The sequence below is a fragment of the Demequina subtropica genome, from assembly GCF_000971235.1.
Classification (GTDB): domain Bacteria; phylum Actinomycetota; class Actinomycetes; order Actinomycetales; family Demequinaceae; genus Demequina; species Demequina subtropica.
On sequence record NZ_BBMB01000002.1, the window covers coordinates 89871 to 105697 of the forward strand.

Sequence of the window (15827 nt, forward strand, 5' to 3'; positions counted from 1 at the left end):
GCCCGACTGTGGGCGGGCCGGGCGTCGTCGTCTGTGGGACAGGGAGAAGAGGGAGCACACGTGGAGAACCTGGTCATCGGCCTGGGCAACCCCGGGCCGGAGTACGCCGAGACGCGTCACAACATCGGCCAGATGGTGATCGACGAGCTCGCGCGCCGCGGCGCCTCCTCGCTGTCCGTGCAGAAGAAGACGCACACGCGCAACGCGACCGTCCGCCTCGCCGGTCGCCCCGTGGTGGTCGGCGTCCCGATGTCCTACATGAACGTCTCCGGCGGCCCCACGTCCTCGCTCATGAAGTACTGCTCGGTCGCCCCGACCGACGTCATCGTGGTCCATGACGAGCTCGACATCCCGTTCGGCACGGTGAAGATCAAGCGCGGCGGCGGCTCCGCGGGCCACAACGGGCTCAAGGACGTCACCAAGGCGCTCGGCACGCCCGACTACATCCGGGTGCGCGTCGGGATCGGCCGCCCGCCGGGCCGCATGGAGGCCGCGACGTTCGTGCTCAAGCCGTTCAGCGCCGCCGAGCGCAAGGACCTGCCGTTCCTGGTGGACGATGCGGCGGACGCCGTCGAGGCGATCCTCGAGCACGGCGTGGAGGCCGCGCAGATGCGCTTCCACACCAAGGGCTGAGCCGCCGCGGGCAATCCCGCCCCGCCTCGCCCGGCTCGTCCCGTCCCGTCCCCTCCCGCCCCCGAATTGGTTGATGGTGGTCGGTTCTGCGAGGTTTCGCCATCGCAGTGGTGGCTCTTGGTCGCCCGGCGCGGGGAGGCGACCATGAGCCACCACTGGGGTGCATCGATCTCTCAGAAGCGACGCTGACGTACCACTTTCGTGACGGCGGTCTCAGTCGACCACGGTCGCGCCGAGGTGCGCGGCGAGGTCCGGTCCGAGCGTCATCGCCTGGGAGGCGGAGAGCGTGAGCCCGTGCATGGCGCGCGGCTCGAGGATCCTGCCGAGCTCGGTGCCGGACACGTCGCATCCCTCGACGTCGGCGCGCGACGGCGCCAGCTCCTCGATGGAGCCGCCCTCGACCGAGAGCTCGCGGATCCGTGCGTTCGTGAGGTCGAGCAGCCCGATCTGGCAGTCGACGATCTCGAGCCTGCGCACCTTCGCATCGCGCAGCGACAGCACGTCGATACGCGACGAGGCGATCCGATGGACGGAGACGTCGGCGCCGTCCATGAGCAGCGCCCCGATCCGCACACCCTCGAGCCTTCCGGCGACCACGGTCGCGCCGGGCGCCGCGAACATCGCGACCGAGGACCCGATCACCGTGGTGCCCGTGATCCGGAGGTTCGGGAGCCTGCATTCGCCGGCCTGGGTGTCGCTCACCACGCACTCGAGCAGCTCGACATCCGCCGCCTCGACATCGCCCAGCACGCCGCCGTCGAGGTGACGCTGCTCGAGCACCGCGCCGGGCGTCAGGTCCTCGGCGAGCATCGGCTCGAGCCCCGCGCTGTCCATGCCACCACTCTAGGTGAGCGGCGCGGCGGCGGGCCGGGCGCATCGTCCTCGGTGCCTCGAGGTTCCTCGACACCGCCCCCACCCCCGTGGCTACTATCGAGGTGACGTGCCGCGCGTGCCGCCGAAACAATCCTCGGGGTGCGCGCGTTCGACCGGATGCCAGGCATTCGACCGATCCACGAGCTGAAGGGAGAACCGTGACGACCGAGAACGGCCCGTGGCACCTTCCCCAGGTGCCCGATGCGAGCTTCGCCGCCGCCCTGTTCGACCTGGACGGGGTGCTCACCCCGACCGCGGACGTGCACATGGACGCGTGGAGGCGCATGTTCACCGACTACTTCGAGTCGCACGGGATCACGCCCGCGTACACCGACGCCGACTACTTCGCCTACGTCGACGGCAAGCCGCGCTACGACGGCGTGCGCTCGTGCCTCGCGTCGCGCGGCGTGACGCTGCCCGACGGGACGCCGGACGATGCGGCGGGCACCGAGACCGTGTGCGGCCTGGGCAACGCGAAGAACGACATGTTCTCGGCGATCCTGCGGGAGGAGGGCGTGAAGCCCTATCCCGGCTCGGTCGCGCTGATCGACCACCTCGAGAGCGTCGGGTGCGCGATGGCCGTCGTGTCGAGCTCGCGCAATGCGCCCGCCGTGCTCGAGGCGGCGGGGCTCGCCCACCGCTTCGAGGTGGTGGTGGACGGCCAGGTGGCCGCGGACACCGGACTGCCGGGCAAGCCCGCGCCCGACACCTACCTCCGGGGCGCCGAGCTGCTCGGCGTGCCCAAGGAGCAGGCGGTGGTGCTCGAGGACGCGATGTCCGGCGTCGCCGCGGGCCGCGCGGGAGCGTTCGGCCTGGTGGTCGGCGTCGATCGCGGCGCCGGTGCTGAGGACCTGGCTGCGGGCGGCGCGGACATCGTGGTCCAGGACCTTGAGGAGCTGGTGGAGCGATGAAGGCGGCTCAGCGCGCGCTCGGGGACATGAGCGCGCCCGACTACGTGGACCGGTTGCGCTTCCCTGCCGATCCGTGGCGGCTCATCGAGAGCGAGTTCGACGAGGACAACCTCGGCGCGACGGAGACCCTGTTCTCGGTCGGGAACGGCTACCTGGGCCTGCGCGGCAACATCGAGGAGGGCCACGACGCACACGCGCACGGCACCTTCATCAACGGCTTCCACGAGACGTGGCGCATCCGCCACGCCGAGGAGGCGTACGGCTTCGCGCGGACGGGCCAGACCATCGTCAACGTGCCGGATCCCAAGATCATCCGGCTCTACGTCGACGACGAGCCGCTGCTGCTGTCGATCGCGGACCTCCCCGAGTACTCGCGCACCCTCGACATGCGCACCGGGGTGCTCACGCGCGACCTGCTGTGGCGCACGCCCGCCGGCAACCGGGTCCGCGTGCGCTCGCGGCGCATGGTCTCGTTCCGGCAGCGCCACCTGGCGATCATGCAGTTCGAGGTGACGCTGCTCGACCACGAGGCGCCCGTCGCGATCTCGTCGCAGCTGCTCAACCGGCAGGCCGGCGCCGACGAGTACCGCTCGAGCCCCGGCACCTCCGCGGGGTTCGACCCGCGCAAGTCGGAGGCCTTCGAGGAGCGCGTGCTCGAGCCCCGCCTGCATCGTGCCCACGACGACCACCAGCTGCTCGGGTACCAGTGCGTGAACTCGAAGATGACGCTCGCCGTCGCGATGGAGCACATGTACGAGTTCGACGGCGACGTCGAGACCGAGTCGGAGGTCCAGCCCGACTATGCGAAGTCGGTGTTCCGGTTCCGCGCCGCTCCCGGCCGGACCTTCTCGCTCACCAAGGTGGTCACGTATCACACGTCCCGGGCGGTGCCCGCGCGCGAGCTGGGCGACCGCTGCCACCGCACGCTGGCGCGCGTGCGCGAGGAGGGCGTGGAGAAGCAGTTCGCGGACCAGGAGGAGTGGCTCGCGGACTTCTGGGACAGGTCGGACGTCGAGGTCGACGGCGACGACCGCATCCAGCAGGCGGTGCGCTGGAACCTGTTCCAGCTCGCGCAGGCGGCGGCGCGCGGCGACGGCCAGGGGGTCGCGGCCAAGGGCGTCACCGGCTCCGGCTACAGCGGCCACTACTTCTGGGACACCGAGATCTACGTGGTGCCGTTCTTCGTCTACACGTCGCCGGGCATCGCGCGCAACGCGCTGAGGTACCGCTACCGCATGCTGCCCAAGGCGATCGAGCGCGCGGGCGAGCTCGCCCAGCACGGCGCGCTGTTCCCGTGGCGCACCATCAACGGCGAGGAGGCCTCGGCGTACTACGCGGCCGGCACGGCGCAGTACCACATCGACGCCGACATCTCCTTCGCGATCGACAAGTACGTCAAGGCGACGGGGGACGACGAGTTCCTCGCGCGCGAGGGCATCGACATCCTGGTCCAGACCGCGCGCATGTGGGCGGACCTGGGGTTCTGGCGCAACCTCCGCGGCGACGGCTCGAGCTTCCGCATCCACGGGGTCACCGGTCCCGACGAGTACACCACGGTGGTGAACGACAACCTCTACACGAACGTCATGGCGCGCTTCAACCTGCGCGCCGCCGCGGCGTCCGTGCGCAAGCTCGCCTCGATGTGGCCCGACCAGTACCGGCGCATGGTCGCCCGGCTCGGGCTCGAGGAGGCCGAGGTCATCGAGTGGGAGTCCGCCGCGGAGGCGATGGCGATCCTGTGGGACGACGACCTTGGCATCCACCCGCAGGACGCGCTGTTCCACGAGCGGGAGCTGTGGGACCTCGAGAACACGCCGCCCGAGCAGCGGCCGCTGCTGCTGCACTTCCACCCGCTGGTGATCTACCGGTTCCAGGTGCTCAAGCAGGCGGACGTGGTGCTCGCGCTGTTCCTCCAGGGCGATCAGTTCTCCTTCGAGGAGAAGAAGGCGGACTTCGACTACTACGACCCCATCACCACGGGCGACTCGACGCTGTCGGGCGTGGTGCAGTCGATCATGGCGGCGGAGGTCGGGTACCACGAGCTCGCGCTGCGGTACTTCTGGGACGGGCTGTTCGTCGACATCGCGGACCTGCACTCGAACACCGCGGACGGCGTGCATGTGGCCTCGGCGGGCGGCGTGTGGTCCGCGCTGGTGCACGGCTTCGGCGGCATGCGGGACTACGGCGGCGTGCTGTCCTTCGACCCGCGCCTGCCCGAGCCCTGGCCTGAGATGCGGTTCCGCCTCACCCAGAAGGGCACGCGCCTGCGCGTGACGGTGCGGCCCGAGGAGATCGCCTTCACGGTCGAGGAGGGCCAGGGCCTCACGGTCATGGTCCGGGGACAGCGCGTGAGCGTCCTGCGGGGCGAGGACGTGGTGGTGCCGCTCGCGGATCAGGGTCCACGGCTCCCGGGCGCGCCCGACGCGGCCGCCTTCCACGGGACGATGCGCTCGGACGGCTCGGTGGTGACGGCGTCGCTTCCCGCGGTGGTGGACCAGGACGTCGAGCTCGACTAGCCCTCCTGACAGTTCCAACGGAGTTCACCGCGACACGCCGGGTCATCGGCGCATCGTGCCCCGAATCGCGGCGTGCCGCCAGCAGATCCGTGGGAACTGTCAGCGTGGGGGCGCTAACGGTGGGTGACGCGCGCGAGGAACTCGCGGGTCTCGGGCTGCTGCGGGTCTCCGAAGATCTGCTCGGGGGTGCCCACCTCGAGCGGGCGGCCGCTGTGCATGAAGACGATGCGGTCGGCCACCGAGCGCGCGAAGCTCATCTCGTGCGTCGCCATGAGCATGGTGGAGCCCTGCTCCTTGAGGTCGCGGACCAGGTCGAGCACCTCGCCCACGAGCATCGGGTCGAGCGCCGACGTGATCTCGTCGAGCAGGAGCAGCTCGGGCTCGGTCATGATCGCGCGCACGATCGCCACGCGCTGCTGCTGGCCGCCCGAGAGCCGGTCCGGGTAGTCGTCGACCTTCTCGCCCAGCCCGAACTTCTCGAGCAGGCCGATCGCGCGGTCGCGCGCGACGTCGGGCTCGATGCCGTGCACCTTGCGCGCCGCGAGCGTGACGTTGTCGATCACGCGCATGTGCGGGAACAGGTTGAAGTGCTGGAAGACCACGCCGATGCGCGCGCGCACCTTGTCGACGTCCACCGCGGGGTCGGTGATGTCATCGCCCGAGAGCAGGATGCGGCCGTCGTCGACGCGCTCGATCAGGTTGATCGTGCGCATGAGGGTGGACTTGCCGGAGCCGGAGGCGCCGATCACCACGACCACCTCGTGGCTGGCGATCTCGAGGTCCACGCCCTTGAGGACGTGGTTGTCGCCGAAGAGCTTGTGGACGCCGTCCAGCTTGAGCACGGTCGCGCGGTCGGCGGCGGTCATACGGTCCCTCCCTGCTGCTCGCGCGCGGCCATGCGGGCGGACACCGCGTCGGTGAGGCGGATCATCGGGAAGCTCATCGCCACGAACAGCAGGCCCGCGACCACGTACGGCGTGAAGTTGTAGGTCTGCGCCTGCGCGATCTGCGCGGCGCGGACGGCGTCGACGGCGCCGAGCACCGAGATGAGGCCCACGTCCTTCTGCATCGACACGAAGTCGTTCATGAGCGCGGGGACCACCTTGCGCAGGGCCTGCGGGATCACCACCATGCGCAGCGTCTGCGCGTGCGAGAGGCCCAGCGACCGGGCCGCGATGCGCTGCGACGGGTGGACGGCCTCCATGCCGGCGCGGAGCACCTCGGCGACGTAGGCCGAGTAGCACAGCGAGATCGCGATGGTGCCGAGCACCGCGACGGGGATGCGGACCTCGGTGTTGAGGCCGGGGATCCCGAATCCCACCAGGTACAGCACGATCAGCACGGGCAGGCCGCGGAACAGGTCGGTGTAGCCGGTGGCGAGCGCGCGCAGGGGGAAGAACACAGGGCCGCGCAGCGACCGCATCGTCGCCAGCAGCGTCGCGACCACCGCGACCGCGATGGTCGCGAAGAACAGCACGCGGATGTTGAGCCAGAGGCCCTCGAGGATCTTGGGGAACGAGCTCTTGGCGATCTCGACGTTGAAGAACGTGTTCCTGACCGTCTCCCAGTCGGGCGAGCTGACGACGAGCCAGCCGGCGACGGCCGCGAACGCGACCGTCGAGACGAGCGCGACAAGGACCGAACGGCGGGACGCGCGGCGGCGCTGCAGCCTGCGGTCGAGCTCGAGCTCGCTGGGCTGCCAGGCCTCCATCGTCGTCACCGCCGTCCGGTCCTGCGTCACGTCTTAGCCGAGGACCGGGACGTCGACGGCCTCGGACAGCCACTCGGACTCGAGCGACGTGAGGACGCCGTTGTCGCGCAGGGCGTCGACCGCCTCGGTGACGGGCTCGGTCAGCGCCGAGTCCTTCGGGAGGACGATGCCGAACTCGTCGCCGCCCTCGGAGCCGGCGAACTGGCCCAGGATGGCGCCGTTGTCGACCTCGACGTAGGCCGAGTAGAAGGCGCCCGGGAGGTCGGTCACGAACGCGTCGATCTGGCCGGCGTTGAGCGCCGCCACCACGTCGGCGACCGAGTTGTAGACCGCGAGGTCGTCGTCGCCGAGCTTCTCGACGGCGACGTCGTAGGACGTGGTGCCGACCGCGACGCCCACCTTGGCGCCCGCGAGGTCCGCGATGGTGGTCGCGCCCGCGAAGGGCGAGTCCCCGGTCGCGACGACGGCCTGCGTGGTCGTGTAGTACGGGCTCGAGAAGTCGACGGCCTGCTTGCGCTCGTCGGTGATCGAGAACTGCTGGATGTTGAGGTCCCAGTCCTTGGCGCCGGGTGCGATCGCCTCGTCGAAGCCGGTGCGGACCCACACGACGTCGGAGTCGTCGAAGCCGAGCTCCTCTGCCACGGCGTACGCCACGGCCGCCTCGAAGCCCTCGCCGGTCTCGGGGGCGTCGCCCACGACCCACGGCTCGTAGGCGGGCTCGCCGGTCGCGATGGTGAGCTTGCCCTCGGTGACGGTCTCGAGCGCGGTCTCGACCGGCGCGGTCGCGGTGGCGTCCGCGGACGAAGCGGCGGTGGGCTCGGCCTCGGGGGACGAGGAGGAGCAGCCCGCCAGCATCATCGCCGAGAAGGCGGTCGTCGCGAACAGGCCTGCGCGCACACGTGTGCTGATCATGATGCTCCTCATCAGAGTCCAAAAAGGGGGGGGATGGTGGGGCCGTCGTCGGCCACGCGCGCACAGTCTACTCGCGCGCCGGGCGGCTCCTGTCGGCGTCGCGCCTCAGGCGAGCCTCCAGTCGGCGTCGCGCCTCAGGCGAGCCTCCAGTCGGCGAAGTCGAAGCCGGGCGAGACCGCGCAGCTCACGAGGACCTCCTGGTCGCCACCCAGCCGCGCCGCCTGCCACGTGCCGGCGGGCACCAGGACATGCGCGACCTGTCCGGCCGCGAGGTCCGGCCCGAGCGTGACGGTCGTGGGCGCATCGTCCGGCGCGTCGCCGCTGCCCCCCAGGCTGAGCTCGAGCGTGCCGGGGCCGTGCCACAGCCAGACCTCGTCCGACGTGACGACGTGCCACGCGCTCTCCTCGCCGGGGGTGAGGAGGTAGTGGATGATCGTCGCCGCGGGGCGCGCGCCGCCCGCGGTCTCGACGGGCACCTGGGACGTGTAGTAGCGGCGGAACCAGCCGCCCTCGGGATGGGGCTCGAGGCCCAGCAGGGTCGCGGTGGCAGGGGTGGTCATGCGAGGGACGCTCCGGTCTGGTCGGTGAAGGCGGGCGTGGCGTGGCGCAGGCGGCCGCCGATGACGGTGGCGGCGGCGTGGCCGTCGCCGGCGCGCGCGAGGTCGTCGATCGCCGTCGCGAGGTCGCCCACGGGCACGTCGAGGAAGGCGAGGTCGGCCCGGGCTCCCACCGCGAGGTGACCCGTGCGGTCGGGACCCATGTGCAGACCCATCGCGCGCGCGCCGCCCAGCGTGACGGCCGCGAGCAGGCGCTCCGCGAGGTCGGGCTGGGCGTAGCCCTGGCCACGGGCCATCGAGTAGAGCGCGGCGACGTCCCCCATGGGGTCCAAGGACGGCGCGCTGGAGAGGGAGTCGGTGCCTACCGAGATGGGGCTGCCCTCGGTGAGGTACGCGGCGACGGGAGGCTCGTCGAGGCCGATCACCTCGTTCGAGCGCGGGCAGAGCGCCACCGACGTGCCGCGGGCGCGGAGGATCGCCCGGTCCTTGGCGCTCAGGTAGACGCCGTGCGCGATGTGGCAGTCGGGTCCGAGCACGCCCAGGTGATCTACGTAGTCCGTCGCCGAGGTGCCGTAGCCCGCGGAGCGCAGCTCGGACAGCGAGCCCAGGTTCTTCGCCTGCCACGGCTCGTCCACCGTGTGCGAGAACTCGCGCTCGATCGCGGACTCGCCCAGGTGGATGTGGATCCGGCTGCCGCGCTCGCGGACGATGTCGGGGATGTCGAGCAGCGGCACGATCTCAAGCGAGTACGGCGCGTGAGGGCTCAGCCCGGTGCCGGGCGGGGTGGGGAGCGCATCGAGCGCCGCCTCGACCTGCGCGCGACCGCGCTCGCGCCAGTCGGCGTTGGTCCAGTCCATGACCTCCCAGTAGGTGATGCCGTGGAGGCCCGCGTCGGCCAACGCGTACATGGCCTCGAGGTCGGTCACGATGTCCGCGACGGACGTGGTGCCGGACTCGACCGCCATGCGCGCGCCTGCGGCGGCGGCGGCGCGCCAGTCCTGGCCGCGCTCGTAGACGGGGTTGAAGGCCGTCGCCCAGTCCTCGAAGCCCTGGTAGCGGCCCTGGCCCACCTCGGCCATGCCCGTGTACTGCAGGTGCGTGTGGGCGTTGATGAGGCCCGGCATCAGCACGCCGTCCCACCGGTGCTCGGTGAAGGCGTGGCCGCTCTCGCGCAGCGCCGCGACCACCCACGCGCGCTCGCCCACGTGGACGATGCGCCGGCCACGGACGGCGATCGCGCCGTCAAGCACGGGGGGCGCGGTCATGGGCAGCACCAGGGCGGCGCTGTAGACGATCGTGCTCATGCGTCGATGTCCCGGTAGCGGCGGGACCGCCAGTCCGCGTCCGCCGCGGACGATGCGGGCGCCGCGTCGAGCGCGACGCCCCGCACGTGGGCGGCCGTCGCCGCGACATGGCCCACCGCATCGTCCGGGAGGGCGTGGACGCCGATGCCGGGGCGCTCCTCGACCAGGCTTCGGATCGCCGCGAGCTGGGTCGCGAAGCTGAGGTCCATGATCTCGATGGGGTTGCCCTCGGCTGCGGTGACGTTGATGCAGCCGCCGCGGTCCAGGACGAGCGTGCCGCGCTCGACGTCCACGTCGAGGTGTGGCACGGGCGCGCCGGCCACCACGACGGGCTGCAGCGAGGACTCGTCGAGGTCCACCTCGCCGGGCACGCCGCCCGCGACGGCGACGATGCCCGCGAGCTCGAGCAGCTCGCGCGTCACGGTGCCCGCGACGCCGGTGCAGGACACCACGAGCGCGCCGTGCGCGAGGTCCTCCGCGCGACCGACCTCGTAGCCGTCGTGCGTGGCGAGCAGTGCGCGCAGGGGGTCGATCTCCGCGACGCTCACGTGCGCGCCTAGCGCCGTGAGGTGCGCCGCGACGCCCACGCCCACCGGCCCGTAGCCGATCACCAGCACGGGCAGGTCGCGCACCGTGGCGTCGACGTGCTCGATGAGGTCCGCGATCGCGAGCACGCAGCTCTGGCCGGTGCCGTAGCGGTTGTCGAAGCCGGTCTTGGTCGCGGCGTCGTTCACTGCGACCACGGGCGTGCGCAGCAGGCCCGCCGCGTGCAACGCCCGCAGGGGGGTGAGCCCCGAGGTGGTCTCCTCGGTCACGCCGATCCAGCCCTCGATCAGCTCGGGCGCGGCCTCGTGCGCGAGGCGCACCAGGTGGCTGCCGTCGTCGACCACCACGTCGAAGCCGCGGCGCAGCCACGCGAGGGCGGCCTCGCGCTCCGCGGTCCCGGACAGGTCGGGGTCGGCGTCCACGGGCACGCCGCGCTCGCGGAGCGCCTGGGCGACCGCGGGGTCCGTCTCGTCCGGATGCGCGTAGACCGCGACGTCGGCGCCGGCGTCCGCGAGCAGCAGGGCGAGGTTGGCGGTCTTGGGCTCGAGCGTCATGGAGACGCCGATGCGCAGCCCTCGCACGGTCCCGGCCTCGCGGATCTCCGTGGCGAGCGCATTGGACACGGGCATGTGCGCGCGGGCGAAGTCGAGCCGGCCCGCGGCGTCCCCCCGCGGCGCCAGGGGAGCGCCGCCCAGCGACAGCGCGGCATTGTCGCCGTCGATCTCGATGTCGAGCACATCGGGCCCGGTCGCATCGTCCTCCACGAGCCGCGCGCCGAGCGCGCGGGCCATGCCGGCGACGGCGAGGGCGGTGGCGGTGTCCTCGGCCTCGGCGGAGACGCGGATGGGCCGTCCTGCGATGAGGAGGTTGGTGTCGCGGGCGAAGCGGCGGAGGATCCGCTCGGCCGTCGCGTGCGGGTCGGTCATGGGCAGAAGTCTAGAAGCGCATCGCTTGCCGCATTACGCTTGGTGAGCCGTCGACCAGCCGAAGGAACCCACGTGACCGAGCCCCGCAAGATGAACGTCGAGTCGTTCAACCTCGACCACACCGCGGTGGCCGCACCGTTCATCCGCCTCGCGGACCGCAAGGAGCTGCCGCACGGCGACGTGCTCACCAAGTTCGACGTGCGCTTCACGCAGCCGAACGTCGCGCACCTGGAGATGGACGCGGTGCACTCGATCGAGCACTCGTTCGCGGAGTGCGTGCGCGACCACAGCGCGCAGGTGATCGACTTCGGCCCCATGGGCTGCCAGACGGGCTTCTACCTCATCATGTCGGGCGATCACGCTCCCGAGGACATCCGCGACCTGGTGCTCGCCACCATGGCCCAGATGCTCGAGCTGACCGAGGTCCCCGCCGCCAACGAGGTGCAGTGCGGTTGGGGCGCGCACCACTCCCTGGACGCGATGCGTGCCGCGGTCGAGGAGTTCACCGCGCACGCCGACGAGCTGCTCGCGGTGATGCGCTGATGCCCGGCGCGATGCCCGCGGTCCTGGTCGCGATGGCGGAGGAGGCGCAGGGCTTCCTCGACCTCTCGGACACCCACGAGGGCCTCAACGCGCCGGACGATGCGTGGATCGTCACGGCCGGCGACGTCACCTACCTGCTGGTGGTCACCGGCATCGGCATGGTGTCCGCCGCGCGCGCGGCGACGCTGGTCTCGCACGGGGTCATCGGCGGGATCACCGCCACCACCATCGTCTCCGCGGGCACGTGCGGCGGCATCCCCGGCCACGTGAGCGTCGGCGACCTGGTGGCGCCGTGCTGCTCGCTCGACTGGTCCGCCGACTCGACGTCGATCGGCTACGAGTACGGGCAGGTGCCCGGTCATGCGGAGTTCCACGAGTCCGACGAGGCGCTGGTCGACCTCGCCGTCGAGATGGGCGCCAAGAAGGGCTACCTCGCCTCCGCGAACGCATTCGCGGTGGCCGAGACGGTCGACCTCATCCGCGAGCGGTTCCCCAAGGTCATCGCGACGGACATGGAGTCCGCGGCGGTGTCGCAGGTCGCGGCCGCGTCCGGCATCCCGTTCCTGTCGCTGCGCTGCGTGTCCGATATGTGCCAGGGCGACGGGGGAGTCGAGTTCGACGAGCACCTGGACGATGCCGCGGCCCGGTCCGCGAAGGCGACGCTGGATCTGCTCGCCCGCGTCGCCTCGGAGGCCGCGCCCGCCGCGTCCTGAGTCCCGCCCCTCCCTGACACTCCCAACGGAGCTGGTCCCGGGTCCGCGGCGTGTCGGGCGCGTCGTGGCGCCGGAGCCCCGCGTGCCGACTCGAGATCCGTTGGCACTGTCCGGGGGGACGGGCGTGCCTAGGATGTCTGTGCCGGATTTCCCGGTTCTTCGTCGTGCCCTGGAGGACCTCCTGTGACCGCTCAGCCGCTCGCCCCCCTGCTCGGAGACTGGGCGGACTCGCGCCTCGGGGACGTCACGAGCATCCAGGCACCCGGCGCCGCCGCGGCGCCGCTCATCGCTCGTGCGGCGCTGACCGACGACGCCCCGATCGTGGCCGTCGCGGCGACGTCCGGCGACGCCGAGCAGCTCGCGCGGGCGCTCACGGCCTACCTGGACCCGGCGGAGGTCACCACGTTCCCCAGCTGGGAGACGCTGCCGCATGAGCGCCTCAGCCCGCGCTCCGACACCGTCGCGCGCCGCCTCGCGACGCTGCGACGCGTGGTCCACCCCGCCGAGGCCGCCGCGGAGTCGGGGCTTCCCGTCCCGCGCGTGGTGGTCGCGCCGCTGCGCGCGATGCTCCAGCCGCTCGTCCCCGGTCTGGCCGACCTCGAGCCGGTGCTCGTGAGGAAGGGCGACGAGCGCGACCTCACCGACCTCACCGAGGCGCTCGCGGCGGCCGCGTACACGCGCGTCGACATGGTCGAGCGGCGCGGCGAGTTCGCGGTCCGCGGCGGGATCGTCGACGTCTTCCCGCCCACCGACCCGCACCCGATCCGCGTCGAGTTCTTCGGCGACGAGGTCGAGAGCCTGCGTTTCTTCTCCGTCGCGGACCAGCGTTCGCTGGACTCCGTGGGTCGCCTGTGGGCGCCGCCGTGCCGCGAGCTGCTGCTCACCGAGGACGTGCGTGCCCGCGCCGCGCAGCTCGCCGAGCAGATCCCCGCGGCGGGCGACATGCTCGCCCGCATCGCCGACGGCCACGCCGTCGAGGGCATGGAGTCGCTCATCCCCGTGCTGCTCACGCGCCTCACGCCCGTGACGGACGTGCTGCCGGTGGGGACGCGCATCGTCGCCCTCGAGCCCGAGCGCCTCGCCCGCCGCGCCGAGGATCTCCAGCACACCGCGCAGGAGTTCCTGCAGGCCGCGTGGGTCAGCGCCGCCGCCGGGGCGGACTCGCCCATCGAGGCGCACGGTTCTGAGAGCCACGGCGGGTTCCTGGGGCTCGAGGATGTCGAGGTCTCCGCCGCCGAGCGTGGCCTGGGCTGGACCGCGATCGGGCCGTTCGGCACCGTGGCGGCCGAGGTGCCGGGCATCGCGGAGATCGAGGACTTCCGCGGCAGGCTCGCGGCGGTGCTCGACCTCATCAACGCGCGCCTCTCGGAGGGCTGGCGCGTGGTCATCGCCGCAGCAGGCACGGGCTCCGCCCACCGCATCGTCGAGCAGTGCGCCGAGCGCTCGATCCCGGCGCGGGCCGCGTCGCACGGGGACGATGCGGACGCCGGGGTCGTCGCGGTGCTCGCGGGCGTCGACGCCCGCGGGTTCCAGGTGCCGGACGCAAGGCTCCTGGTGCTGCACGAGAGCGACCTCACAGGTCGATCCGCGTCCGCCGCCGGTCCGAAGGTGAAGGTGCCCAGCCGTCGCCGCACGGCGGTGGACCCGCTGCAGCTGCGCCCCGGCGACTTCGTGGTCCACGAGACCCACGGCGTCGGACGCTTCGTCGAGCTCACCAAGCGCACCGTGCGCGGCATCGAGCGCGAGTACCTGGTGATCGAGTATGCGGCGTCCAAGCGCGGCGGGCCCGCGGACAGGCTCTCCGTCCCCACGGACCAGCTGGACCTCATCACCAAGTACGTGGGCGGCGAGGCGCCGAGCGTCAACAAGATGGGCGGCGCCGACTGGTCGAAGACCAAGGGTCGCGCGCGCAAGGCGGTCAAGGAGATCGCCGCGGAGCTCATCCGGCTCTACAGCGCGCGCATGGCCACCAAGGGCCGCGAGTTCGGCCCCGACACCCCGTGGCAGCGCGAGCTCGAGGAGTCCTTCGCGTACGTCGAGACCCCCGACCAGCTCTCCACCATCGACGAGGTCAAGGCGGACATGGAGAAGGCGGTCCCGATGGACCGCCTGGTCTGCGGCGACGTGGGCTTCGGCAAGACCGAGATCGCCGTGCGTGCCGCCTTCAAGGCCATCCAGGACGGCACCCAGGTCGCGATCCTGTGCCCCACCACGCTGCTGGTGAAGCAGCACGTCGACACCTTCTCCGAGCGCTTCGCGCAGTTCCCCGTCAAGGTCGCGGCGCTGTCGCGCTTCCAGACGGACAAGGAGGCCAAGGAGATCATCGACCAGCTCGGCAAGGGCGAGATCGACCTGGTGGTCGGCACGCACCGCCTCATCACCGGCTCGGTGCGCTTCAAGAAGCTCGGCCTCATCATCATCGACGAGGAGCAGCGCTTCGGCGTCGAGCACAAGGAGACGCTCAAGGCCATGCGCACCGACGTCGACGTGCTCGCGATGTCCGCGACCCCGATCCCGCGCACTCTCGAGATGGCGGTCACCGGCATCCGTGAGATGTCGACGCTGGCCACCCCGCCCGAGGAGCGCCACCCGATCCTGACGTATGTGGGACCGCACGAGGACGCCCAGGTGATCGCCGCGATCCGCCGCGAGCTGCTGCGGGACGGCCAGGTGTTCTACATCCACAACTCGGTCAAGACCATCACGCGCGCCGCGCTCAAGATCGGCGAGCTGGTGCCCGAGGCGCGCGTCGCGGTCGCGCACGGCCAGATGAGCGAGAAGCAGCTCGAGCAGGTGATCGTCGACTACTACGACAAGAAGTACGACGTCCTCGTCTGCACCACCATCGTCGAGACCGGCCTGGACATCTCCAACGCCAACACCCTGCTCGTCGAGCGGGCCGACACGTTCGGCCTGTCCCAGCTCCACCAGCTCCGCGGGCGCGTGGGCCGCGGCCGCGAGCGGGCCTACGCGTACTTCCTCTACCCGCCGGAGCGCACGCTCACGGAGACCGCGCACGACCGCCTCCAGACCATCGCGGCGAACACCGACCTGGGCTCCGGCATGGCGGTCGCGATGAAGGACCTCGAGATCCGCGGCGCGGGCAACCTCCTGGGCGCCGAGCAGTCGGGCCACATCGAGGGCGTGGGCTTCGACCTCTACATCCGCATGGTGGGGGAGGCCGTCGCGGGCTTCCGCGGCGAGGAGGTCGAGGACCGCGCGCCGATGACGGTCGACCTTCCCATCGACGCGCACATCCCCACGTCCTACATCGAGCACGAGCGGCTGCGCCTCGAGGCCTACCGCAAGGTCGCCGACGCGGACACGGCGGACGTGCTCGACCAGGTCGAGGAGGAGCTCGACGACCGCTACGGCACGCTGCCCGAGCCGGTCGCGAACCTCCTCGCGGTCGCGCGCCTGCGGCTCGAGCTGCGTGCCGCGGGCGTCCACGACGTGGTGGCCCAGGGCAAGTACATCCGCTTCAGCCCGGTCGAGCTCCCGGACTCCGCCGCGATGCGCCTGAACCGCCTCTACCCGGGCACGCTCATCAAGCCGGCGGTGCGGCAGATCCTGGTGCCCGCGCCCATGACGGCGCGCCTCGGCGGCAAGCCCGTCGAGGGCCTCCCGGTGCTGGACTGGGTGCGCGATCTGCTCGCGGCGATCCGACACTAGGATGGCGGCC

At 71.7% G+C, this 15827-nt stretch carries 13 protein-coding genes; 6 read left to right on the plus strand and 7 right to left on the minus strand.

Translation table 11 applies throughout. The annotated features are described in order from the left end of the window. Positions 1–60: 60 nt before the first annotated feature. Positions 61–633 carry an aminoacyl-tRNA hydrolase gene (gene pth / locus AOM06_RS01690; protein ID WP_062301792.1) on the plus strand — a complete coding sequence of 191 codons (573 nt, stop codon included), beginning with the start codon at positions 61–63 and terminating at the stop codon, positions 631–633. Between the two features lie 213 nt (positions 634–846). On the opposite strand, the gene AOM06_RS01695 is transcribed toward pth, so the two are convergent. Further along, positions 847–1467, minus strand: a complete 621-nt coding sequence (locus tag AOM06_RS01695) for a hypothetical protein (protein ID WP_062301793.1) — start codon at positions 1465–1467, stop codon at positions 847–849. A 197-nt stretch (positions 1468–1664) separates the two neighbouring features. Between AOM06_RS01695 and AOM06_RS01700 the strand changes: the two genes are divergently transcribed. Continuing rightward, positions 1665–2417 carry an HAD family hydrolase gene (locus tag AOM06_RS01700; RefSeq protein ID WP_228372813.1) on the plus strand — a complete coding sequence of 251 codons (753 nt, stop codon included), beginning with the start codon at positions 1665–1667 and terminating at the stop codon, positions 2415–2417. Continuing rightward, entirely contained in the window at positions 2414–4933 is a 2520-nt protein-coding gene (locus AOM06_RS01705) for a glycoside hydrolase family 65 protein (protein ID WP_062301795.1), read from the plus strand. The genes AOM06_RS01700 and AOM06_RS01705 overlap by 4 nt, the downstream gene beginning before the upstream one ends. Positions 4934–5046: 113 nt before the next feature. Here AOM06_RS01705 and AOM06_RS01710 read toward each other — a convergent pair whose 3' ends face one another. From AOM06_RS01710 to AOM06_RS01735, 6 genes are all read right to left on the minus strand, one after another. Then, on the minus strand, positions 5047–5799 hold the full coding sequence (locus tag AOM06_RS01710) for an amino acid ABC transporter ATP-binding protein (RefSeq protein ID WP_062301799.1): 753 nt from the start codon (positions 5797–5799) through the stop codon (positions 5047–5049). Continuing rightward, positions 5796–6644: an amino acid ABC transporter permease gene (locus AOM06_RS01715; protein ID WP_062302228.1), complete on the minus strand. Its 849-nt coding sequence runs from the start codon at positions 6642–6644 to the stop codon at positions 5796–5798. Before AOM06_RS01715 ends, AOM06_RS01710 begins: the two co-directional genes overlap by 4 nt. 33 nt (positions 6645–6677) lie before the next feature. Next, positions 6678–7556 carry an ABC transporter substrate-binding protein gene (locus tag AOM06_RS01720; RefSeq protein WP_062301802.1) on the minus strand — a complete coding sequence of 293 codons (879 nt, stop codon included), beginning with the start codon at positions 7554–7556 and terminating at the stop codon, positions 6678–6680. A 134-nt stretch (positions 7557–7690) separates the two neighbouring features. Beyond that, complete coding sequence (locus tag AOM06_RS01725) at positions 7691–8116, minus strand: cupin domain-containing protein (protein WP_062301803.1); 426 nt, start codon at positions 8114–8116, stop codon at positions 7691–7693. Further along, positions 8113–9417 carry an amidohydrolase family protein gene (locus AOM06_RS01730; protein ID WP_062301805.1) on the minus strand — a complete coding sequence of 435 codons (1305 nt, stop codon included), beginning with the start codon at positions 9415–9417 and terminating at the stop codon, positions 8113–8115. Before AOM06_RS01730 ends, AOM06_RS01725 begins: the two co-directional genes overlap by 4 nt. Further along, positions 9414–10889, minus strand: coding sequence for an adenosylhomocysteinase (locus tag AOM06_RS01735; protein WP_062301808.1), 1476 nt, complete (start codon positions 10887–10889; stop codon positions 9414–9416). The genes AOM06_RS01730 and AOM06_RS01735 overlap by 4 nt, the downstream gene beginning before the upstream one ends. A 72-nt stretch (positions 10890–10961) precedes the next feature. Here AOM06_RS01735 and AOM06_RS01740 point away from each other — a divergent pair, with 72 nt between their 5' ends. The 3 genes from AOM06_RS01740 to mfd all read left to right on the plus strand — a co-directional run bounded on the left by AOM06_RS01740 (position 10962) and on the right by mfd (position 15817). Continuing rightward, positions 10962–11432, plus strand: coding sequence for an S-ribosylhomocysteine lyase (locus AOM06_RS01740; protein WP_439644713.1), 471 nt, complete (start codon positions 10962–10964; stop codon positions 11430–11432). Next, a complete protein-coding gene (mtnN, locus tag AOM06_RS01745) occupies positions 11432–12145 on the plus strand; it encodes a 5'-methylthioadenosine/S-adenosylhomocysteine nucleosidase (protein ID WP_062301809.1) in 714 nt (237 codons plus the stop codon). Before AOM06_RS01740 ends, mtnN begins: the two co-directional genes overlap by 1 nt. Positions 12146–12328: 183 nt before the next feature. Further along, positions 12329–15817, plus strand: coding sequence for a transcription-repair coupling factor (mfd, locus tag AOM06_RS01750; protein ID WP_062301811.1), 3489 nt, complete (start codon positions 12329–12331; stop codon positions 15815–15817). The last annotated feature ends 10 nt before the right edge of the window (positions 15818–15827 follow it).